This is a genomic window from Paraburkholderia aromaticivorans (genome assembly GCF_012689525.1).
Lineage (GTDB): Bacteria > Pseudomonadota > Gammaproteobacteria > Burkholderiales > Burkholderiaceae > Paraburkholderia > Paraburkholderia aromaticivorans_A.
Genome location: NZ_CP051515.1, coordinates 2,590,509 through 2,611,684, shown reverse-complemented (window position 1 = coordinate 2,611,684; position 21,176 = coordinate 2,590,509). Strand labels below are relative to the sequence as shown.

General features: G+C 63.1%; 19 protein-coding genes. 10 read left to right on the top strand and 9 right to left on the bottom strand.

The annotated features are described in order from the left end of the window. Positions 1–307: 307 nt before the first annotated feature. From HF916_RS23515 to HF916_RS23495, 5 genes are all read left to right on the top strand, one after another. On the top strand, positions 308–3,538 hold the full coding sequence (locus HF916_RS23515) for an efflux RND transporter permease subunit (protein ID WP_168791192.1): 3,231 nt from the start codon (positions 308–310) through the stop codon (positions 3,536–3,538). 35 nt (positions 3,539–3,573) lie between these two features. After that, the gene (locus HF916_RS23510) at positions 3,574–4,797 is read left to right on the top strand and encodes an efflux RND transporter periplasmic adaptor subunit (RefSeq protein ID WP_168791191.1); all 1,224 of its coding nucleotides are present in this window, start codon (positions 3,574–3,576) and stop codon (positions 4,795–4,797) included. After that, entirely contained in the window at positions 4,794–6,290 is a 1,497-nt protein-coding gene (locus tag HF916_RS23505) for an efflux transporter outer membrane subunit (RefSeq protein WP_168791190.1), read from the top strand. Before HF916_RS23510 ends, HF916_RS23505 begins: the two co-directional genes overlap by 4 nt. Positions 6,291–6,391: 101 nt before the next feature. Next, positions 6,392–7,078 carry a heavy metal response regulator transcription factor gene (locus HF916_RS23500; protein ID WP_007176723.1) on the top strand — a complete coding sequence of 229 codons (687 nt, stop codon included), beginning with the start codon at positions 6,392–6,394 and terminating at the stop codon, positions 7,076–7,078. Next, entirely contained in the window at positions 7,075–8,532 is a 1,458-nt protein-coding gene (locus HF916_RS23495) for a heavy metal sensor histidine kinase (protein ID WP_168791189.1), read from the top strand. Before HF916_RS23500 ends, HF916_RS23495 begins: the two co-directional genes overlap by 4 nt. Here HF916_RS23495 and dinB read toward each other — a convergent pair. The 3 genes from dinB to HF916_RS23480 all read right to left on the bottom strand — a co-directional run bounded on the left by dinB (position 8,499) and on the right by HF916_RS23480 (position 11,763). Then, complete coding sequence (gene dinB / locus HF916_RS23490; protein WP_168791188.1) at positions 8,499–9,665, bottom strand: DNA polymerase IV; 1,167 nt, start codon at positions 9,663–9,665, stop codon at positions 8,499–8,501. The genes HF916_RS23495 and dinB overlap by 34 nt on opposite strands. 89 nt (positions 9,666–9,754) lie before the next feature. After that, positions 9,755–10,654, bottom strand: coding sequence for a hypothetical protein (locus tag HF916_RS23485; RefSeq protein ID WP_168791187.1), 900 nt, complete (start codon positions 10,652–10,654; stop codon positions 9,755–9,757). 164 nt (positions 10,655–10,818) lie between these two features. Then, on the bottom strand, positions 10,819–11,763 hold the full coding sequence (locus tag HF916_RS23480) for a LysR family transcriptional regulator (RefSeq protein ID WP_168791186.1): 945 nt from the start codon (positions 11,761–11,763) through the stop codon (positions 10,819–10,821). A 173-nt stretch (positions 11,764–11,936) separates the two neighbouring features. Here HF916_RS23480 and HF916_RS23475 point away from each other — a divergent pair, with 173 nt between their 5' ends. Next, entirely contained in the window at positions 11,937–13,154 is a 1,218-nt protein-coding gene (locus tag HF916_RS23475; RefSeq protein WP_168791185.1) for an FAD-dependent monooxygenase, read from the top strand. Between the two features lie 201 nt (positions 13,155–13,355). Here the strand turns inward: HF916_RS23475 and HF916_RS23470 are convergent, their stop codons facing one another. Beyond that, positions 13,356–13,730 (bottom strand): hypothetical protein, encoded by a 375-nt coding sequence (locus HF916_RS23470; RefSeq protein WP_240975480.1) that lies wholly within the window; start codon positions 13,728–13,730, stop codon positions 13,356–13,358. 77 nt (positions 13,731–13,807) lie between these two features. Here HF916_RS23470 and HF916_RS23465 point away from each other — a divergent pair, with 77 nt between their 5' ends. Beyond that, positions 13,808–14,791 (top strand): hypothetical protein, encoded by a 984-nt coding sequence (locus HF916_RS23465; protein ID WP_168791184.1) that lies wholly within the window; start codon positions 13,808–13,810, stop codon positions 14,789–14,791. Between the two features lie 131 nt (positions 14,792–14,922). Here HF916_RS23465 and HF916_RS23460 read toward each other — a convergent pair whose 3' ends face one another. The 3 genes from HF916_RS23460 to HF916_RS23450 form a co-directional block, all read right to left on the bottom strand. Next, entirely contained in the window at positions 14,923–15,501 is a 579-nt protein-coding gene (locus HF916_RS23460; RefSeq protein WP_168791183.1) for a YceI family protein, read from the bottom strand. A gap of 45 nt (positions 15,502–15,546) precedes the next feature. Beyond that, positions 15,547–16,122 carry a YceI family protein gene (locus tag HF916_RS23455; protein WP_168791182.1) on the bottom strand — a complete coding sequence of 192 codons (576 nt, stop codon included), beginning with the start codon at positions 16,120–16,122 and terminating at the stop codon, positions 15,547–15,549. A gap of 106 nt (positions 16,123–16,228) precedes the next feature. Beyond that, a complete protein-coding gene (locus tag HF916_RS23450) occupies positions 16,229–16,783 on the bottom strand; it encodes a cytochrome b (protein ID WP_168791181.1) in 555 nt (184 codons plus the stop codon). Positions 16,784–16,991: 208 nt separating this feature from the next. Between HF916_RS23450 and HF916_RS23445 the strand changes: the two genes are divergently transcribed. Both HF916_RS23445 and HF916_RS23440 read left to right on the top strand, forming a co-directional pair. Then, on the top strand, positions 16,992–18,017 hold the full coding sequence (locus tag HF916_RS23445; RefSeq protein WP_168791180.1) for a sensor domain-containing diguanylate cyclase: 1,026 nt from the start codon (positions 16,992–16,994) through the stop codon (positions 18,015–18,017). Between the two features lie 133 nt (positions 18,018–18,150). Further along, complete coding sequence (locus HF916_RS23440; protein WP_168791179.1) at positions 18,151–19,401, top strand: arsenic transporter; 1,251 nt, start codon at positions 18,151–18,153, stop codon at positions 19,399–19,401. Between the two features lie 49 nt (positions 19,402–19,450). On the opposite strand, the gene HF916_RS23435 is transcribed toward HF916_RS23440, so the two are convergent. Both HF916_RS23435 and HF916_RS23430 read right to left on the bottom strand, forming a co-directional pair. Continuing rightward, positions 19,451–19,696, bottom strand: coding sequence for a hypothetical protein (locus HF916_RS23435; RefSeq protein ID WP_168791178.1), 246 nt, complete (start codon positions 19,694–19,696; stop codon positions 19,451–19,453). 387 nt (positions 19,697–20,083) lie between these two features. Further along, positions 20,084–20,419 (bottom strand): hypothetical protein, encoded by a 336-nt coding sequence (locus tag HF916_RS23430; protein ID WP_168791177.1) that lies wholly within the window; start codon positions 20,417–20,419, stop codon positions 20,084–20,086. A 424-nt stretch (positions 20,420–20,843) separates the two neighbouring features. On the opposite strand from HF916_RS23430, the gene HF916_RS23425 reads away from it, so the two are divergent. Then, positions 20,844–21,134, top strand: coding sequence for an EF-hand domain-containing protein (locus HF916_RS23425; RefSeq protein ID WP_168791176.1), 291 nt, complete (start codon positions 20,844–20,846; stop codon positions 21,132–21,134). Positions 21,135–21,176 lie beyond the last annotated feature (42 nt).

Genomic DNA, 21,176 nt, shown 5'->3' with positions numbered 1-21,176 from the left:
GATTCACCAAATGACCGACTAAGCATTCAAAATGCGCGTGAAGTATTTGCTTCGCGCAAAACAATCTATGCGAAGTCACGCGACGCGCTCGCGTGACTTCGCATTGAAGCAGCACCTCAATTTCGGCTATCTTCTCTCATCAACGTTTGCTTCCCGGCAAACTCCCACGCAGTTCAAGCACCGTTTTTCCTTACATTAGCCTTCCTGACAATTTCGCCATTTTCGCGCCATGCAGGCGTTGGTGCTATCGATCTAGCATAAGCTCTGATTCACCCATCCCTTACCTGCATTTATTCGGGCGCGTTTCATGTGGATCGTCAACGTTGCGCTTAAACGGCCATACACGTTCATCGTGATGGCCATTCTGATCTTGCTGGCGACGCCATTCGTGCTGTTCACCACGCCGGTCGATGTGCTGCCGGAAATCAATATTCCGGTGGTCAGTATCATCTGGACCTACACGGGCTTGTCGGCCGAAGACATGGCCAACCGCATCACCTCGGTGAACGAGCGCAGTCTGACCACCACGGTCAACGACATCGAACACATCGAATCGCAGTCGCTCGCGGGCATCACGATCCTGAAGGTGTTCCTGCAGCCGAATGCGAATATCCAGACCGCGATCGCGCAGACGGTGGCCGTCGAACAGGCGCAGATCAAGCAGATGCCGCCGGGCGCCACGCCGCCGCTGGTGATCAGCTACTCGGCGTCCAGTATTCCGGTGATCCAGCTCGGCCTGTCGAGCCCGAAGCTCTCCGAGCAGGCGCTCAACGATACCGCGCTGAACTTCCTGCGTCCGCAACTCGTGACGATTCCCGGCGCGGCCGTGCCGTATCCGTACGGCGGCAAGTCGCGGCTGATCTCGGTCGACCTGAACACGCGCGCGTTGCTCGCCAAGGGGCTGACGCCCTCCGATGTGGTCAGCGCGTTTAACGCGCAAAACCTGATTCTGCCGACCGGCACGGCGAAGATTGGAACGAAGGAATACACGATCAACATGAACGGCTCGCCCGCCACGGTGGAAGGGCTCAACGATATTCCGGTGCGTACGCTCAACGGCGCGACCACTTATCTGCGTGAAGTCGCGCACGTGCGTGACGGTTTCTCGCCGCAGACCAATATCGTGCGGCAGGACGGGCATCGCGGCGTGCTGATGTCGGTGCTCAAGAACGGCAGTGCGTCGACGCTCTCCATCGTCAATACGCTGAAGGGGCTGCTGCCGAGTGCGCAAGCCGCATTGCCGCCTGATCTGAAAATCACTGCATTGTTCGATCAGTCGCTGTTCGTGAAAGCAGCGGTGCAGGGCGTGGTGCGCGAGGCACTGGTCGCGGCCGCGCTGACCGCGGCGATGATCCTGCTGTTCCTCGGCAACTGGCGCAGCACCTGCATCATCGCGATTTCGATTCCGCTGTCCATCTTGTCCTCGCTGATTGCGTTGCACGCGCTCGGGCAGACCATCAACATCATGACGCTCGGCGGTCTCGCGCTGGCGGTCGGGATTCTGGTGGACGACGCCACGGTGACGATCGAAAACATCGAACGGCATCTGCATATGGGCACGAATCTGCACGATGCGATTCTCGACGGCGCGGGCGAAATCGCGATTCCGGCGCTGGTGTCGACGCTATGTATTTGTATCGTGTTCGTGCCGATGTTCTTCCTCACCGGCGTGGCGCGTTACCTGTTCGTGCCGCTCGCCGAAGCCGTGGTGTTTGCGATGCTGGCTTCGTACGTTCTGTCGCGTACGCTGGTGCCTACTCTCGCGATGTTGCTGATGGGTCACGCGCACAAGCCGAAGCCGGGCGCGAAGCCGAATCCGTTCATGCGCCTCTATCACCGCTTCGATCGCGGTTTCGAGCGTATGCGGGCCGGCTACATCATGATTCTGAGCAGCGTGCTGGTGCGCCGTGGCAGGTTCGGCAGCCTGTTCCTCGGCTTTTGCGTCGTCTCGATGGGCCTGATTTTCGTGCTCGGCGAAGACTTCTTCCCGAGCGTCGACGCCGGCGACATTCGCCTGCATATGCGTGCGCCGACTGGCACCCGCATCGAGGAAACCGCGCGTCTCGCCGACCAGGTCGAAAATGTGATCCGCGAGGTCGTGCCGCAGAAAGAGCTCGGCACAATTCTCGATAACCTCGGTTTGCCCTATAGCGGTATCAACCTTTCGTACAGCAACGCGGGCACGATCGGCACGCTTGACGGCGAGATCCAGGTAGCACTCAATGAAGACCACGAGCCGACGCAGGTCTACATGGACAAACTGCGCGCGATCCTGCCGCAGCGTTTTCCGGGCGTCGAGTTTTTCTTTCAGCCGGCCGACATCGTCACGCAGATTCTCAACTTCGGTTTGCCGGCTGCTGTGGACGTGCAGATTTCCGGCGCGGATCAGGAGGGCAACTTCGACGTCGCGCGCAAACTGCTGAAACAGGTGCGCATGATTCCCGGCACAGTGGATACGCACATCCAGCAGAAACTGGATGAACCGGCGATCAATCTTCAGATGGATCGCACGCGGCTTCAACAGCTCAATCTGAGTGCGAGTAACGTGGCGCAAAACGTGCTCATTTCGTTGTCGGGCAGCTCGCAAACGTCGCCGGGTTTCTGGTTCAACAACCGCAACGGCGTGGAATACAGCGTAGCCGTGCAAACGCCGCAATATCAGGTGTCGTCGATCGATGAACTGTTGCGCACGCCGGTCTCCGGTGTGGCCAACGGTCCGACGCAGTTGCTCGGCAACCTGGTGCGGGTCTCGCCGCAGACGCAGTTTGCGGAAGTCAACCACTACAACATCAGGCCGGTGATCGATCTGTATGTGAGCGTCGAGAAGCGCGACCTGGGCAGTGTGGCGAATCAGGTCGACAAGCTCGTGGACAACGTGCGTGCGTCGCTGCCGCGCGGCAGTCAGATTACCGTGCGTGGCCAGGTGCAGACCATGCGCAGTTCGTTCTTCGGTCTCGGTCTTGGCGTGGCGATGGCGATCGTGCTGGTGTACCTGCTGATCGTGGTGAATTTCCAGTCGTGGGTCGATCCGCTGATCATCGTCAGCGCGTTGCCCGCGGCGTTGGCGGGCATTGTGTGGATGCTGTTTCTGACCGGCACGCACCTGAGCGTGCCGGCCTTGACCGGCGCGATCATGACCATGGGCGTGGCCACCGCCAACAGTATTCTGATGGTGTCGTTCGCGCGTCAGCGTCTGTCCGCCGGCGCACCGCCGCTGACCGCCGCGCTCGAAGCCGGTGCAAGCCGGATCAGGCCAGTGCTGATGACCGCCTTCGCGATGATCATCGGCATGATTCCGATGGCGCTCGGTCTCGGCGAGGGCGCCGAGCAGAATGCGCCGCTCGGCCGCGCGGTGATCGGCGGCTTGCTGTTCGCCACCGTGTCCACACTGTTTTTCGTGCCGCTGGTGTTCGCGGCGATTCACTCCCGCCTCGCGCGTCGCCACCGCGGCGATGGTGACGATGGCGACGCGAATCACACAGGTTCCCACGGCGACGGCCCCGCGCCCGACCACGGCGGCGCCGGCAAGCCCGCGTAAAGTTAAATGACGGCTGACTGAGATGGCTGACTGAGATGACCGAAAAAACTCATGCATCGCTAGCGATTCCCTCGCGAGAGACCGAAGGCGGCCACGCCTTGCCGCCGCGCCATCGCGAATGGAAACGCGCCAAAATCGCCGTCTGGATCGTGCTGGCGCTGCTGGCCGTCGGAGCCTTGCGCACCGTGATCGCGAACATCATGCAAAACCGTTCGGTGGCGGAGACCACGAAGCAGAACGCCACGCAGTATGTGAACGTGGTGAGTCCGACCCAGACCGAAGGCGGCGGCAATACCTTGCTGCCGGGTACGCTGCGCGGCTTCGTCGAATCGCCGATTTACGCGCGCTCCACCGGTTATCTGCTGCACTGGTACGCCGATATCGGCGCGCGCGTGAAGCAGGGCCAACTGCTCGCCGATCTGGATACGCCGGAGATCGATCAGGAACTCGCGCAGGCTTTGGCGCAGCGCCAGCAAACCAGTTCGAGCCTCGGCCTCGCCAGGAGCTCGCTGGACCGTTGGCAGCAACTGCGTCAGCGCGATGCGGTCTCGCAGCAGGAGCTCGACGAACGGCAGAGCACGTACACGCAGGACGTGGCCAATCTCGCCGCCGCCGACGCCAACGTCAAGCGCCTGCAGCAGCTCGAATCGTTCAAGCGCATCGTCGCGCCGTTCGCGGGCGTGGTCACGCAACGCAATGTGGATGTCGGCGACCTGATCGACGCGGGCAGCGGCACCAGCCGCGCGCTCTTCGCGCTCGCGCAGTCGGACCCGCTGCGCGTCTATGTGCAGTTACCGCAGGCGTACGCGCAAAACGTGTCGGCGGGACAGAAGGTGGTGGTGACGCAGGCCGAACTGCCGGGCCAGCAATTCCACGGCACGATCACGCACATTTCCGGCGCGATCGACGTGCCCACCCGTTCGCTGCAGATCGAGGTGACGCTGCCGAACCCGGACGACAAGCTGCGCCCCGGCGCCTATGTCCAGGTCGCGGTGCCGGCCGTCGCGCACGCGCAATTGATGGTGCCGGGCAACGCACTGCTGTTTCGCGCCGAAGGCCCGCGGGTTGCGGTGGTCGATGCGAAGGGCAACGTGCAGTTGCACAAGATCGTGATCGCGCAGGACCTCGGGCAGTCGCTCGAAATCGAAAGCGGCATCGAGGCGAACGACAAGATCATCATCAACCCGAGCGATTCGATCGCGGACGGCGATCACGTGCAGATCAAGCAGCCGCAGACCAACGGCAAGGGGGCGTCGTGAAGCACGTGGCCACATGCCGTGCGCTGACGACACTGGCAGGTGCGGCGCTGCTGGCCGCGTGCACGGTTGGGCCTAATTACGAAAGGCCGCAGGCCGAGGTGCCGCCCACCTGGCAAACCGATTCGTACTGGCGCGTGGCCGTGCCGTCTCATGCGCCGATCGCGCCGGACTGGTGGAGCGCATTCGGCGATCCGACGCTTGCCACGCTGGAAACGCAGGCGCTTGCGCAGAATCAGACGCTGGTGGCGGCCAGCGCGCACTACGAGCAGGCGCGGGCGACGCTCGCGAACAACCGCGCGCAGCAGATTCCCGAAGTCGATTTCGCGGCCCAGGGATCGCGCTTCCGGATTTCGCAGAATCGTCCGCAAACGAATTACGGCACGCCTACGACGTCGACGGTGCAGAACAATGTGCAGCTCGGCCCCACCATCAGCTACGACACCGATCTATTTGGCCGGATACGTCGCGAGGTGGAAGGCGCGGCGGCTTCCGCACAGCAATCGGCCGATGACCTCGCCAACGCGCGCCTCGTGCTCACCACTGATCTCGCCACCGACTATTTCTCGCTGCGTGAATTCGACGCCGAGATCGACGTGCTGAATCAGTCGGTGAAACTGCAGCAGAAGGCGCTCGACTACGTCACCACGGAACACGATCTTGGTTCGGTGTCGGGGCTCGACGTGCTGCAACAGAAGTCGCTGCTCGACTCGACGCGCGTGCAGGCGCAACTGCTGCTGAATCAGCGCGCGCAATTCGAACATGCGATCGCCGCTTTGGTTGGCGTGCCCGCGCCGCAGTTTTCGATCGAGCCCAAGGTGCTCGCGGTCCAGGTCCCGTCGATTCCGCTCGGGGTGCCCAGCGATGTCTTGCAACGGCGGCCGGACGTCGCCTCGGCCGAGCGCGCGATGGCTGCAGCGAATGCGCAGATCGGCGTCGCCAAGGCGGCGTTTTTTCCGAGTCTCACGCTGGCGCCGAGCATCGGCTGGGAAAGCACGCAGTTCGCCAGTCTGCTGAGCGCGCCGACGCTGATGTGGACGCTCGGCGCGGCAGTCGGCCAGGTGCTGTTCGACGGCGGCCGCCGCGCGGCCAACGTGAAGTTCGCGAGCGAAGGCTACAAGGCCACCGAGGCGAACTACCGTCAGACCGTGCTCACCGCCTTCCAGCAGGTGCAGGACGGCATCACCGGACTCTCCGTGCTGGACGGCGCGGCGAAGCAGTCGAGCGAGGCCGTCACCGATGCGCAGCATCTGCTGGCGCTCGCCAACGACCGCTATTCGGGCGGCCTCGTCGCTTACCTCGACGTGATCACCGCGCAGCAGTCGCTGCTCACCAGCGAGCGCCAGGACGTGCAGATTCACGGCCAGCAGATGACGCTGTCGGTCTCGCTCGTGAAGGCGCTCGGCGGCGGCTGGGACGTCGGCACGGATATGTCGAATACGCCCACGGGCGCGCAGCCCAACGACACGAAGGAGGCGATGGCTCCCGCGCGGTGAGCTACCGGATCATGAAGCAGCAGGGGCGGCAACAGAAGCACGCGGCGGTGCGCAAGACGATTGCAAGGCGTTTCGTATAATGCACAGACAAGGGGACGCGCATGAAATTGCTGATTGTTGAAGACGAGCACAAGGTGGTGGACTACCTGCGCTCCGGTTTGACAGAGCAGGGGTGGGTCGTCGACGTCGCGCTCGACGGCGAGGAAGGCATGCATCTGGCCACCGAATTCGATTACGACGTGATCGTCCTCGACGTGATGCTGCCCAAACGCGACGGCTTCAGCGTGCTGAAGGCGCTGCGTATGCGCAAGTCCACGCCGGTCATCATGCTCACCGCGCGCGACCATGTGAACGACCGCGTGCGCGGCCTGCGCGAAGGCGCCGACGATTACCTCACCAAACCCTTTTCGTTCCTCGAACTGGTCGAGCGGCTGCATGCGCTCGCGCGCCGCACCCGTTCGCAGGAATCGACGCTGATTTCCGTCGGCGATCTGTTCGTCGATCTGATCGGCCGGCGCGCGACTCGCGACGGCGTGCGCCTCGATCTCACCGCCAAAGAATTCCAGCTGCTCAGCGTACTGGCGCGCCGGCAAGGCGACATTCTGTCGAAGACCGCGATTACCGAACTCGTCTGGGACGTCAATTTCGACAGCCATACCAACGTGGTCGAGACCGCGATCAAACGATTGCGCGCCAAGCTCGACGGCCCGTTCCCCTCCAAACTGCTGCATACCGTGCGCGGCATGGGGTACGTGCTCGAAGTGCGCGAAGAGGCGGAGCAGTCATGAACCGCTCGATTGCCCGGCGCCTCGCGTTGATGTTCGCGTTCGTCGCGCTGTCCGTGTTCACGCTGGTCGGCACGGGGCTCTTTCTGGTGCTGCGCACGCAGCTCGAACACCATCTGCGCGAGTCGCTCGACGACCGCACACAGATCGCGCGCATCATCGTGTATCACGCCGTGACGCCGGAGAAGTGGCGCATGGCGCGCGAAAAGCTGACCGACATGACGCCGCACGACGGCAGCACGGTGTATGCCGTGTCGAGCACCGATCCGTATTTCCATTACGGCACGCCGGTCGACGGCTCGGTGGTCACGAGCTGGGCGGGCGGCTATGCGCGCGTGACGCCGGCCGGCGGCGGCCAGGATATGTTGACTTCGACGGCCACGATTCCGGCGTACGGCGCGCGTCCGGCGGTCCAATTGCAGGTGGCCGCGAGCTATTCGCCTAATGTGCGCACCATGCGCGTGTTCGGCTCTGCGCTCGCCGCGCTGTCGGCGCTGGGCAGTCTTGGCGTGCTGTTGCTCAGCTATTCGGTGACGCGGCTCGGCCTCGCGCCGCTCACGCGTCTCACGCGCGACGCTTCCGCCGTGAGTCCAAATAACCGCTCACAGCGTCTGAATACGGCCTCGCTGCCGCTCGAACTGAACGACCTGGCCAACTCCTTCAACGGCGCATTGGAGCGGCTCGACGGCGCGTATGGCCGCCTCGAATCGTTCAATGCGGACGTGGCCCATGAACTGCGCACGCCGGTGACGATTCTGATCGGCCAGACGGAAGTGGCGTTGACGCGCAATCGCTCGGTCGACGATCTGCGCCATACGTTGCAATCGAATCTCGAAGAATACGAGCGCATGAGGGCGATCATCAACGACATGCTGTTCCTCGCCCGCGCCGATCAGGGCGAACGCGCAACGGGCCTCGTCGACGTGTCGCTGGCCGCGGAAGTCGCGCATACGCTGGAGTTTCTGGAGATACCGCTCGAAGAAGCGCGAGTGCACGCGCAATTGCGCGGCGACGCCATAGCGCGCGTGAACCGCTCGCTGTTCGGCCGCGCCTGTACGAATCTGTTGATGAACGCCATCCAGCATTGCGAGCCGGACGCCGAGATCAGCGTGACGATCGTGAGTGACGAGGATCAGGTACGCGTTGCGGTGGCCAATCCCGGTGAGCCGATCTCGCCGGATGTGCTCGAACATCTGTTCGACCGGTTCTATCGTGCCGAGGTTTCGCGCACGAACAGCCGCGAAAATCACGGCCTGGGTCTCGCGATCGTGAAAGCGATTGCGGAGATGCATCGCGGCAGCGTGTCGGCGCAAAGCGCGCACGGCATCAACACCTTTGTGTTCTCGGTCGCGGCGGTCTCGCCGATGGAAGTCGGCGTGCCGGCGGCGCGCACCAACGCGAGTGCGGCTGCTGACGGCGCCGGTTATTCGTCGCTGGTGAAGGGCAAGTCGGCCTGAACCGGCAGACGCCGCACCGGTGGCGTCGCGTTGGCCGGCGTCAATGCGCTGACGCGCACGCCGAGAAGCCGCAGCTTGCGGTTCAATTCCACTCTGCGCAGGCATTCGGTTGCCGCGCGCCGGATTTCGGCGGCGTCGGCGGTCGGCACGTCCAGCGTCAGATCGCGTGTGACCGTGCGGAAATCGTCGTAACGCAGTTTGATGCCCACGGTACGCCCCACATAGCCCTTGCGCACCAGATCTTCCGCCACGCGCACGCACAAGCCGGTGAACGAACTCGATAGCGCGGGCCGGTCGTGACGCGGATGCAGATCGCGCTCGAAGGTCGTCTCGCGGCTCATCGACTTGGGCTCCGATTCGACCACGACCGGCCGCTCATCGTAGCCCTGCGCGACCTCCATGAGCCACGCCGAGTAGCTGCGTCCGAAGTGGTCCTGCAAGAGCCCCGCGTCCGCCGCCGCCAGATCGCCGACCGTGGCGAGACCGAGCGCGGTCAGCTTTTCGGCGGCCTTCGGTCCGATGCCGTTAACCTTGCGCACCGGCAGCGGCCAGACGCGCAGCGGCACGTCGGCCGGCGTGAGGATGGTGAGACCGTCGGGTTTGTCGAGTTCGGAGCCGATCTTCGCGAGCAGCTTGTTCGGCGCCACGCAAATGGAGCAGGTGAGGCCGGTGGCCTGATTGACCGCCTGCTTGATGCGCGCGGCGATCTCGCGCGGCTCGCCCGGCAGCTCGGTCAGATCGATATAGATTTCGTCGATGCCGCGGTCTTCGATCTGGTCGGTGAACGTGCCGACGGCCGCCTTGAACAGGCGCGAATAGTGGCGATAGGAGTCGAAGTCGGTGGGCAGCAGGATCGCGTCCGGCGCGAGCACGGCGGCCTTCATCATGCCCATGGCCGAGAACACGCCGAGCGCGCGGGCTTCGTAAGTGGAGGTGGTCACCACGCCGCGGCCCGCGTAATCGCGCAGCTTCGCGAAGCGGCGGGTGCCGTCTTCGAGTGTTTGCGGTATGCCGTTGCGGCCGCCGCCGATCACCACCGCCTGGCCGCGCAGTTCCGGATAGCGCAAAAGCTCGACGGACGCGTAGAACGCGTCCATGTCGAGGTGCGCGATGCGGCGGCTTGCAGAACTCATGGGTGGCAATAGAACGGCTGACAACGACGGTCAAACCGTAATAGTACCGTGCTACGCCGCCGCAAGCGCGGTCCCCCTCCGCGGTTCTTCTATTGCGCCGTTTGCTGGCGCTGGTATTCGTTCTTTTTCATCTGTAGATATTCTTGCCGGCTCAACTCATGCAATTGACGCGGGTACTGCTCTGTCGCATCGAACCATGTCGCAAAGCGTTGGTCGGCGCGTTTGTCGGCAGGCATGGAAAGCGAACCCAGGTACGCGTCGATGGCGAGGTAATAACGCATCGTATTGCGCTCGACGAGGCCGCGCACACCGCCGACGTAATCGCCGTTTGACGCCTGCGTAAAGCCCACTTTTGCGCTGCCTATGGTCGCGAGATAAGTCTTCATTGCGATTCGTCCCGCCATGCCGAATCCGTACGAATACGTGAGGTGCAGGAACGTGCGCCCTGTGCCGATATCGACGGCTTCGAGCACGATGCGATAGTCCTTCGTGCTGAGCGGTCCTTCCGCAGCGCTCAGAACGACCTGGAAGTAGTCGGGATTCGTCGCAACCGAACGGTAATTGAGCTGCACACGCGACGTGTCACCGAGTTCCTGTTCCGTCTTCTTGCCGACGTTCATGCTGATGGTCGCGCCGTTGCTGCCTGAAGTGGCATGACAGTACTTTGTGTTCAGATGCAGGATCAGCACTTCGCACCAGTTCGCGGGGCCTCGCTGCGGGTCGTTGAATGCGCTGTTGACGGTCGCGAACGGATAATCGACTACGGCGTAGATATCGCCTTTCAACGCGTTCTGCGTTTCCTCCGAGTCCAGATGGATCGGGCGATGAAACACATTCGACTTGAGCTGTGGCGCGAGCGTGTCGTACTCGCCCCTGAGCGCGGTGGCATTGTCGTCGGCCCATGTGAGGCCGCCGGGCCAGAGACCCGACAGCGTGAGCGCGACGAGTGCGAGCCGTTTGATGATTCGCATGATCCGCTGGGTGTTCATGAAAACACGCTCCTGCTGGTTTGGATAAAACTCGCTCTTGCGCGAAAGCACGCATTGTCTGAATGTTACAGCCGAAGCGGAATCAACAGTCGCTTCGGTCAATGAACTGCCGGGTGAGCAGAAGCGATGAGTCGCACTGCATGCCTGGAAGCAACCGACCAGTCTTATTTTTTTTTCGCAGGCCTTGTCTTGCGCACGTGCACTGCCGTATCCGCGAACAGATCGATCACCACCCCGCGCAGCCAGCGATTCCCTTCGTCCTGCTGGACCCGCGCGTGCCAAAGCAGATGAATCGGCGCGGCGGGCAGCGCTACGGGCAACGCGCGCAGGCTAAGCGAAAACGGCATGGCCAGTTGCAGCGCGAGTCGCTCCGGCACCGTGGCGATCAGATCGGTGCGTTGCAGGATATAGCCCACGCTCATGAAATGCGGCACTGTCAGTCGAACCTGGCGCCGCACGCCGCGCCGTTTCAGCCAATCGTCTACCTGCCCATGCCCCGTGCCTGCTGACACCACTACCAGATGCTCGGCCTCGCGCCAGGCAGTGAGTGTCAGCGCCGCGTCCTCAAGTGGATGGCCGCGCCGGAATACGCAAACATACGATTGATCGAACAGGCGACGCTGGTAACAGCCGCCCTGGAGTTGCGGCAGCAAGCCGATGGCGAGATCGACCCGGCCGTCAGCCATTTCGTCGCGCAGATTGACGCTCGCGTTGCGGACTGTGTTAAGTGCGATGCCCGGTGCTGCGTGCGAAAGGCGTTCGACCAGCGCGGGCAGGAATACGACCTCGCCGATATCTGTCATTCCGATCGTGATGGTGCGCCTTGCAAGCAGTGGATCAAAACCACTTTCGGGGTTGAGCGCAGCGTGAAGCGTCGCGAGTGCCTGCGAGACGGGTTCAGCCAGACGCAGCGCGAACGGCGTGGGTATGACACCGCCCGGCCCGCGCACGAACAACGGATCGCCAAGCCGGCGGCGCAGCTTCGCGAGTGCATTGCTGACGCCGGGCTGGCTCATGTTCATCTGCTCGGCGACGGTCGACACGCGCCGTTCCTGCATCAGCCGCTGAAAAAGCAGCAGCAGGTTGAGGTCGACATCGCTCAGTTCCATAGCTTTGACATGACGGACTCTCATTCCTTTCAGTGATGAAGCAGATTCCTTCCATTTTATTGCAGGATGAACGCCCTGTACTGAGAATACACACACGGCGCACACATTCGATGTGACCTTGGCGCACCCCACGCCACCCCAGAGCGATTGATCAAGATATTGGAGACACTTTCATGAAACAGATGGATCTGAAGATTGCCATCGTCGGCGCGGGCATCGGCGGCCTCACGCTTGCGCTCGCGCTGCGCGAACATGGAATCGATGCGCAGCTCTACGAGCAGACCGACGAACTGCGCGAGGTAGGAGCGGCCGTCGCGCTATCGGCCAATGCCACGCGCTTCTACGAACGCATGGGACTGCGCGCGGCCTTCGACACCGTGTGCGCCGAGATACCCGGTCTGATCTATCGCGATGGACGCAGTGGCGCCGTCATCGGACACCACCGCGGCGCACCCACCTACCGTGAGCAATTCGGCGGCTCGTACTGGGGTGTTCATCGTGCCGATCTCCAGGCCGTGTTGTCGAAGGCGGTCGGCCTCGAGCGCATCAACTTGAGCCATCGGCTCGTCGATCTCGCACAGCAACCGGATCGCGTAAGCCTGGCCTTCGATAACGGTCAGCGCATCGAAGCGGATCTGGTGATCGGCGCCGACGGAGCGCGCTCGATCACGCGGCGCTGGATGCTCGGCTACGACGACGTATTGTATTCAGGCTGCTCAGGCTTTCGCGGCGTGGTGCCGGCCGGGAGCATGGACCTGCTGCCGGATCCCGAGACCATCCAGTTCTGGATCGGACCACAGGGCCATCTGCTGCATTATCCGATCGGTGACCAGGGCGATCAGAACTTCCTGCTGGTCGAGCGTCATCCGTCGCCGTGGCCGTCGCGTGACTGGGTCATGTCAGCTAGCGAGGGTGAGCAACTGCGCCTGTTCAAGGACTGGCATCCGGCCGTGACACAGATGATCACGGCTGTGCCGATCAGCCAGCGCTGGGGGCTCTTCCATCGTCCTCCGCTCAGCCGGTGGAGCAAGGGCCGCGTGACCCTGATCGGCGACGCCGCGCATGCGCTGGTGCCACACCACGGCCAGGGTGCCAACCAGTCGATCGAGGATGCAGTCGTGCTGGCCGCGCAGCTTGCCAAGGCGGGCCCAGTCAATTGGCGCGAGGCGCAGGAAGCCTACGAGCGCTTGCGCCGGGGCCGTACGCGCAAGGTGCAGTACGCGTCGATTTCCACTGCGGATGTGCTGCATCTGCCTGACGGGCCGGCCGCGCAGGCGCGCAACGCGCGCCTCGGCGCACGCGACAGCGTGCTAAATCATCTGGACTGGATTCACGGTTTCGACGCCCTCACAGAAGAGCCGAACGAACGTCAGGGTGGGACCTGGCTTTGAGGCAACGGCGCCTGAGTGCTTGCGCCAGGTGTTCAGGCCGGTGGGCAGCGGCGTCGATCGTGTCAAACGTGCCGCGGCATGCGAGAGGCGGCACGAAGACTGTCTGCGCAGCGCGGTACGCGTAGGGCAAAAAACGTAAACAGAGAAAAGCCTGCAAACGTAAGGGTTGCAGGCTAGCCAATTGCAATTTCTAAAAGGTGCTCAGAACCGGTAGCTCACCCCGATCTGCAACACCGGATAGAGCTTGTAGCGCTCCACCTTGTCGCTGATCTTGCGCTCCTGCTCGTCGATGTTCGACTGCGGCGTGAACATCGAATAGATCGCCGGCACGTTGTAGCTGGCGCGCGGGCGGCCGTACGCCACGCCGAGATCGAACGTCATACCGAAACCCTTCGAGACCGGCTTGTGGCCGTAACCGATGCCGAGGTAAGGCATCACGCGCGGCAGCGTGACGATGGCCGAGGGCGCGGCGCCCACGGCGGGCACGAAGTCGTCGCCGATCTTGTAGTTGCCTTGCGCGTTCGGCACGGCATGCGCGCTCAGTTCGTCGTCGTTGATGAGCGCGCCGGCCGTCACGCGAAAGAGCGCGCTGCGCTTCGTCTTGCGTGTGTCGTGATGGTGTGCGCGACCGGCTTTCTGGATCTGGAGCAGTTATGTTTTTGTCTCAAACGTCACGATCGTTCGGTGCCGCAGTCGTTGCAGCCGCAACGGTGTTACTGAGCGCGTGCGGTGGCTCGGGCGGCAGTAGCGCCAGCACCGGCAGCAACGTGCTGAAATTGTCTTCGGCGGTGCAAAGCGAGCACGTCGCGCGTTATGCGGGCGCGTTCGGCATGCTGTCGGGGCCGGGCGTCGCGGTGATCTATACCTCGGTGGTGCAGTCGCTGGTCACGGGTGTCACGGCCGGTACGCCCAATAGCACGACCGCTTGCCCGGTCGGTGGTTCGATTAGCGTGGCGACACAAAGTGCGGGCGCGAGCGGCCTGCAAAGCGGCGAAAGCGCGGCCGTCAGCTTCAATCAATGCGTGGGACAAGTGAAGGCGCCGGGCGTATCGGACAGCGCCTCGATTACCGGCACGGTGAGCGTGCAGATTCAGAGTTCGCAGGGCGCGGTCGGCAAGGCGTCGAACGACTGGTCGTACACCGCCGTTGAAACGGCCAATGCGTTGACGCTGGTTTCCGCGAACAGCACGACCGTGGTGAACGGCACGGTCAGCTTCACCATGAGCTACGACGCGAAGACGGGCGTCACCACCACCACCGCGAGCGCGCCGACGGTGACGCTCAGCCGTTCGCAGCCGGTGGGCTCGGGCAACATCAGCGGCACCATCACGATTACGTCGCTGAATTACTCGCGCGTGCACGGCACGGATCCGGTCACGGACACGCTCTCCACCAGCGGCAGCATCAGCGTGAACGTGGCCGACGCGGTGATCGCCTTCAACGTCGCGACGCCGACGCCGGTCACGATCAGCGGCGGCAACGTGCAGGCCGGCATGATCCAGTTGTCGACGAGCGATACCGTCGAGACCATCACGCCGAAGGACGCGTCGACGGTCGGCATCACGGTGACATCGAATGGGCAGACGGGGACTTACACGGAAAGCGTGGACACGTTCCGCTCGCTCGTGAGCGGCTGAGCGAAGGAACGGGCTGGCGGGGGAAGTCGGGAGCGGGTTGCGGCAACATGACGGTCGAGGGACCGGTTGCCGCAACCGCGAGACGCATGCATGAGACGCATGCGTGAGACGCATGCGCGAAAGGCAGGCGCTTACTGCTTGATGCCTTCGGCCTGAATGTGCAGCGTGGTCTGCATCTTGAAGCCGTAGGTCTTGCCGAAGTCGACGCCGAAGTCGTCGCGATTGAACGTCGCGGTCGATTCCGTGCCGCACACTTCACGCTTGAGCATCGGGTTCACGAAGCACTTGAACGATTCGATCTTCAGATTCACCGGCTTGGTGATGCCGTGCAGGGTCAGCGTGCCGATCACTTCCACCGGCTTGTCGCCGTCGAAGCGGATCTGCGTGCCCTTGTAGGTCGCGGTCGGGTACTTCGCGGCGTCGAAGAACTTGTCCGTGACCAGTTCCGCGTCGAGCTTATCGTTGCCGATATCCACCGAGCTCATGTCGATCGTCACGTCGACCGTGCCGGTCTTCGCCGCGCGATCCAGCACCACGGTGCCGCTGCTCTTCTTGAACTTGCCGCGCCAGATCGAGACGCCGCCGAAGTGGTCGGTCTCGAAGCTCGGGGCGGTGTGCATCGGGTCGAGTTGGTACGTGTCGGCTGCCATGGCGTTGAACGACAATGCGGCGGCCAGCGCGCCTGCGGCGAGCAAAAGTTGTTTCTTCAAGGGGTTCTCCAGGTTTCAGATAGTGTTGCGACGCTTCGTGTCGAGTTATTTCTTCGAAGCGACGATGTGAAATTTAATGACGACTTCGTCAGCGACCACCGACGTGTCTTTCCATTCGCCGGTACCGACGTCGAATTGCGAGCGCTTGATCGGCAACGCGCCGTCGAAGGTTTGCGTGGCCCCTTGGCTGGCGATGGTGACGGGCACCACGACGGTTTGCGACTTGCCCTTGATGGTGAGCTTGCCGGTGATCTTGTACTGGTTGCCGCCTGCCGGCGCGATCGCGCTGGAGACGAACGTCGCGGCCGGGAAGGTGGCGCTGTCGAACCATTCCTTGCCTTGGGCCTGCTTGTTGTAGTCGTCGGCGCCGAGGTCGTAGCTGCCGGTGTCGATCGAGACATTGGCGCTGCCGGCGGTGGGCTTGGCCGGATCGAAATTCAGTTGCGCCGAGAACTTCCTGAACTTGCCGTCGACGGGCACGTTCATCTGTTTCGTGGTGGCGATCACGCTGCTCTTGCTCGTATCGACATCGGCATGCGCGAGACTTGCGCCGAAGAGCGAGAAGGCCGCGATGCCGGCGAGCGTCACGCGTTGAACGGAGTGGTAAAAGTTTGTTTTCATGGTGGTACGCATCCTATCGAACCCGCGTGCGTTGATTGCGCACCGCTGGGAATTAGATTGCCAACAGGCCGTAGCCAATCGGCGCCTGTGCGGCGACTGCCTGCCGTTACTTCAGGAATGGAATCATCCGTGCGAGCAATCCGTCGCGGTCGACGAATTGATGCTTGAGCGCCGCCGCCACATGCATCGCCACCAGCGCGAGCAACGTGTAATTGAGCAGGATGTGGACGGTGCGCAGGCTCGCCTTGAGCGCCTGATCCGGGCCGATGATGGTCGGCAGCGGCACGATGCCGAGATACACCACCTGAATGCCGGCGGCGGAACTGTAGAAGTAGCCGGACAGCGGAATCGCCAGCATCAGCACATACAGCACGCCGTGCACCAGATGGGCGGCGGCCTTCTGCCAAACGGGCGTGGCGCTGTCGAGCGCCGGCGCGCGGTGGGTGGCGCGCCACAGCACGCGGGCCACGGCGAGCACGAACACGGTCACGCCGATCCACTTGTGCCAGGAGAAATACTTCAGCTTGGTGGGCGTGAAGCCGGGAATATCGGTCATGATCCAGCCGATATAGAAGCCGCAGATGATCAACGCCGCGATCAGCCAGTGCAAGGCTATGGCGGCGCCGTGGTAGCGGTCTGAACGGACAGGGCTGGAGTTCATTCTTTGACGTTCGTGGGTTTTAGGGTATTGCAAGTGAATGCGAATAGTAGGGATGCCAATGAAATCTGAATAGCCGGGGAGAAGGGAACAGATTGTTGTAGCCGTGACGCTAATGTCGCTGGAATAAACCGGCGCGGCGGCCGTAATGGGCCGGGAGGTCGTCCACTATGTTAATTTGCCGGCTGAATCGCCAGGAGAGTTGAGACCGATGAACAGGATTGAAAACAACAACATCGCGCTAGGCGCGGATTTTCTGCGGCACGAGATTAGCCCCGTGGCACCTGCCGCGACCGGGGTGGAAGGCTACATGGAGCATGACGCGGCTGTCTACCGTACGTTGCTCGAATCGACCAAAGCGATTCCGTGGAAGATCGATTGGGCGACCATGGAGTTCGCCTATATCGGCCCGCAGATCGAAGCCCTGCTGGGCTGGGCGCCGTCGAGCTGGAAAACCGTGCAGGACTGGGCGACGCGCATGCATCCGGACGACCGCGAGAAAGTGGTGGAATTCTGTGTCGCGCAATCGCAGGCGGGCACCGATCACGAAGCGGACTATCGCGCGTTGACAAGCCGGGGCGAATACGTCTGGCTGCGCGACGTGGTGCATGTGGTGCGCGACGCGCGCGGCAACGTGGAGTCGCTGGTCGGCTTCATGTTCGATATCAGCGAGCGCAAGAAGACCGAAGAGAAACTGGCCGCGTTGCAACGGGAACTCGAAGCGCTGTCGTTCAAGGACAGCCTGACGGGCGTCGGCAATCGCCGCGCGTTCGACGCCAGCCTGCAGCGCGAATGGAGCGCGGCTTTGCGTCATGCGGCGCCGCTCTCGTTGGTCATGGTCGATATCGACTTCTTCAAGTCCTACAACGACTACTATGGCCACGTGCAGGGCGACGAGTGCCTGAGGCGGGTCGCCAGCGTGCTGAGCAGCGCGGTGCGGCCGGGCGACTTTGTCGGCCGCTTCGGCGGGGAAGAGTTCGTGCTGATCCTGCCGAACAGCGGCGCCGACGCCGCCCGCCAGGTCGCCGAGCGTTGCCGCGACCGCATTGCGACCGAGGAGATCGCGCATGAGCGCTCGCCATTCCGGCAGACGGTCACCGCCAGCTTCGGCGTCGGCACCACGATTCCGGCCGCGGCGGCCGATCCAGTGGCCTTCGTCAATCTGGTGGATACGCAGTTGTACCTTGCGAAGGACAACGGCCGCGATTGCATTGCGGCGGTGAGCCGCGTGGGATGACGCGCGCGCAACGGCAGGGCGACGGGCGCGCAACTTGCTATATCAGCGCCTGCGGCCGCCGCCTCATGGGCGCGCCCGCCCGGCCATGCCGGACATCGCGCTCGCGCGTTATCAATGATTCAGGGCTCACCTTGTGAATTCCATTTTTCTCTCCTGGGGTATCGCCGCCGCCGCCACGGCGGGCGTCATCACCCGGCCGTTCAAATGGCCCGAAGCCGTGTGGGCCGTGGCCGGCGCGCTGCTGCTGGTGTCGCTCGGGCTATTGCCGGTCCATCTGGCGCTCGAGGCGATCGGCAAGGGCACCGACGTCTATCTGTTCCTCTTCGGCATGATGCTGCTGTCGGAAGTGGGCCGCCGTGAAGGTCTGTTCGACTGGGTCGCCGTGCTCGCGGTCAATCATGCCCAGGGCTCGCCGCGCAAGCTCTTCCTGCTCGTCTACCTGGTCGGCGTGGTGATCACCGCGTTTCTATCGAACGATGCCACCGCCGTCGTCCTCACGCCGGCCGTGTTCGCCGCCGCCAAAAAGGCGAAGACGCATCCGTTGCCCTTGCTGTTCGTCTGCGCGTTCATCGCCAATGCGGCGAGCTTCGTGCTGCCGATCTCGAATCCGGCCAACATCGTGCTGTACGGCAATCACACGCCCGCGCTCGGCGCCTGGCTGATGCGCTTCACGCTGCCGTCGCTGCTGTCGATCGTCGCGACCTACGTGATGCTGCGCTGGACTCAGCGCGACGCGCTTGCCGGCACCTGCGAGGCGAATCTCGACCCGGTCGAACTGTCGTCGAGCGGGCGCGTGGCGCTCGCGGGCATCGCGGTGACGGCCGTCGTGCTGCTGACGGTCTCCGCGTTCGATGTTCCGCTCGGCATGCCGACCGCGATACTCGGCGCGCTGACCGCGCTGGTCGTGCTGATTCTGGAGCGCAAATCGCCGCTGCCGATGATCCGCGAAATCTCGTGGAGCGTGCTGCCGCTGGTCGCCGCGCTGTTCGTGCTCGTCGAAATGCTCGATCACACCGGTGTGATCACGGCGGCGGCGCAACTCACGCAGCACGCCGCGCAACAGCACGAACTGGCCACGGCGGGCTGGGCAGGCACAGTCATCGCGATCGGCAGCAATCTGATGAACAACTTGCCGGCGGGTCTGATCGCCAGTTCGACCGTGATGCAGGCGCACAGTCCGGAGCGTGTGATCGACGCGCTGCTGATCGGCGTCGATCTCGGGCCGAATCTATCCATCACCGGATCGCTGGCGACGATCCTCTGGCTCAACGCGATTCGCCGCGAAGGCGAAGACGTGAGCTTCATGAAGTTTCTGAAGGTGGGCGCGCTGGTGATGCTGCCGGCGCTCGTGCTGGCGCTCGGCGCGCGGATTCTGACTGGTTGAGGGGAGCGGAATCCCGCTTCGAGGGCGGCGGCGGGTCCGGGCCGCCGCGTTAGGCCCGCGTGCCGGTGGGGCGCAGCGGCGGTTCGGAGAACGACGCTTCGTCGGCTTCTGTCAGCGAGCGCAGCGTCGCCTCTAGCCGCGCGATCCGCGCGCGCTGTATCGGCATCAATGTCGGTCTGGGCAAATTTCGCAGGCGATTGTGCCAATAGGACAGCGGAATGCGATCGTTGGTGGAGATCATCCCGAATACACGTTCGAGGTGGGCGATCTCCTTGTCGAGTTCCTGGTAGTTCATCTGATGTTTCCGCAAAGGGTGGTGGCCTGCCCGAAAACCTGCCCGGAGGCCGCTCGCGAGTCCCATAGTTGGACGGATATGTCCAACGAATGGACATGCGCCCAGTGATCAACAACATTCAGCAAGCGATGTTCCATAGCCGCTGGAACGGAATCGCGCTGCGTTTGGCCTCTGCGTTCGGCCTTCCTCTATAACCGCTAAACCCACCGCTTTATTCCAAGGGCGCGTTCAGAGTTTTGCAGTACGGACTCGCGCTCCCCATCACGCCGCCGGATAGTCCTCAGGACAACGGGAATCCACCAGGCATTGCTGGCGGCAGCATGTCCTATGCTGATTCCACAGCTTGGGTTGTCACCGGCACAGCCGACAGGGACACGCCGAGCGCGCCTAACGCGGCATCATCATGACGGGCTGGGCGTAGGTCACCGCGGGGGCGGGCACGACCGCGTAGTTGGTCGGCGCGGGGACGACGACGGTGGTATACAGGGGAACGGGCTTCGGCGCCGTCACGGTGGCCGCGACCGGAACCGCCACGGGCAGGGGAACCGGCGGGGGCGCCACCACATACACGGGATTGACCGGCACGGAGTAGTAGACCGGGCGCGGCGGCGGTGCGTAGACCACGGCGGCAGGCATATAGACGACCACGCGGGCAAACGCCGTCGACGAACAGGCGAGGCCGATGGCGGTGACAGTTGAGGCGCAGACGAGACGGATAGTCAATTGGTACTCCTGATGCGTTGAGCAGTGCGATGCAAGTTCCGACAAGACGCACCGCTGAAGAAGCGGGCCGGCTGATTCGGGTGACGTGAGAACTCAGCCGTTGCGGCGAGGCGCTGGTGGCGCCGGCAGACGAAAGATACGCAAAGCGTCGTCAAAACGGCATCGCAAACTCATTTCATTCCATGTCACGCCGCAGCGGGCTCCGGCGTGAGTGCGGGTGTAGGGAGCGCATGCTGCATTGCGGTGGCGGCACTCGTGACGGCACTCGTGGTGGCGCACGGCGATGCCACGAAAGCCATGACATAAGTCGACATGATTCTGACGTTGCCTTGCGGCGACGCTTCCCCAAGAATTCGGCCTGTCATCGAAACGGATCGCGGCAAACAGCAGGCGACGCACGGTGGCTCAATCGAAGGAGTCAGTCATGAAGAAGTTGATCGCTATTGTGTTGCTGTGCTGCGCATCCACCGTCACGTTCGCCCAGACCGCGCCGCAAGGCGGCAATCCGCAGCGCATGGAGCGCATGGTGCAGCAGTTGCAATCGCGCTTTGCGAATGCCAATACCACGCACGACGGCAAACTCACCAAGGACCAGGCCGCCATGGGCATGCCGATGGTCGCCAAACACTTCGACGAGATCGATACGCAGAAGACGGGCTACATCACCCTGCCGCAGATCGAGGCATTCATGCAGGAACGCGGGGCAGCGCACTGAGCCGCGCGGGCATCGGCGGGACCATGGGGCCGTGGCGCGGCG

Excerpts from the sequence above, each read along its gene's own strand:
- HF916_RS23515 (WP_168791192.1), top strand. The coding sequence starts at position 308 with ATGTGGATCGTCAACGTTGCGCTTAAACGGCCATACACGTTCATCGTG.
- HF916_RS23510 (WP_168791191.1), top strand. The coding sequence starts at position 3,574 with ATGACCGAAAAAACTCATGCATCGCTAGCGATTCCCTCGCGAGAGACC.
- HF916_RS23500 (WP_007176723.1), top strand. The coding sequence starts at position 6,392 with ATGAAATTGCTGATTGTTGAAGACGAGCACAAGGTGGTGGACTACCTG.
- HF916_RS23495 (WP_168791189.1), top strand. The coding sequence starts at position 7,075 with ATGAACCGCTCGATTGCCCGGCGCCTCGCGTTGATGTTCGCGTTCGTC.
- dinB (WP_168791188.1), bottom strand. The coding sequence starts at position 9,665 with ATGAGTTCTGCAAGCCGCCGCATCGCGCACCTCGACATGGACGCGTTC.
- HF916_RS23485 (WP_168791187.1), bottom strand. The coding sequence starts at position 10,654 with ATGAACACCCAGCGGATCATGCGAATCATCAAACGGCTCGCACTCGTC.
- HF916_RS23480 (WP_168791186.1), bottom strand. The coding sequence starts at position 11,763 with ATGGAACTGAGCGATGTCGACCTCAACCTGCTGCTGCTTTTTCAGCGG.
- HF916_RS23475 (WP_168791185.1), top strand. The coding sequence starts at position 11,937 with ATGAAACAGATGGATCTGAAGATTGCCATCGTCGGCGCGGGCATCGGC.
- HF916_RS23465 (WP_168791184.1), top strand. The coding sequence starts at position 13,808 with ATGTTTTTGTCTCAAACGTCACGATCGTTCGGTGCCGCAGTCGTTGCA.
- HF916_RS23455 (WP_168791182.1), bottom strand. The coding sequence starts at position 16,122 with ATGAAAACAAACTTTTACCACTCCGTTCAACGCGTGACGCTCGCCGGC.
- HF916_RS23450 (WP_168791181.1), bottom strand. The coding sequence starts at position 16,783 with ATGAACTCCAGCCCTGTCCGTTCAGACCGCTACCACGGCGCCGCCATA.
- HF916_RS23445 (WP_168791180.1), top strand. The coding sequence starts at position 16,992 with ATGAACAGGATTGAAAACAACAACATCGCGCTAGGCGCGGATTTTCTG.
- HF916_RS23435 (WP_168791178.1), bottom strand. The coding sequence starts at position 19,696 with ATGAACTACCAGGAACTCGACAAGGAGATCGCCCACCTCGAACGTGTA.
- HF916_RS23425 (WP_168791176.1), top strand. The coding sequence starts at position 20,844 with ATGAAGAAGTTGATCGCTATTGTGTTGCTGTGCTGCGCATCCACCGTC.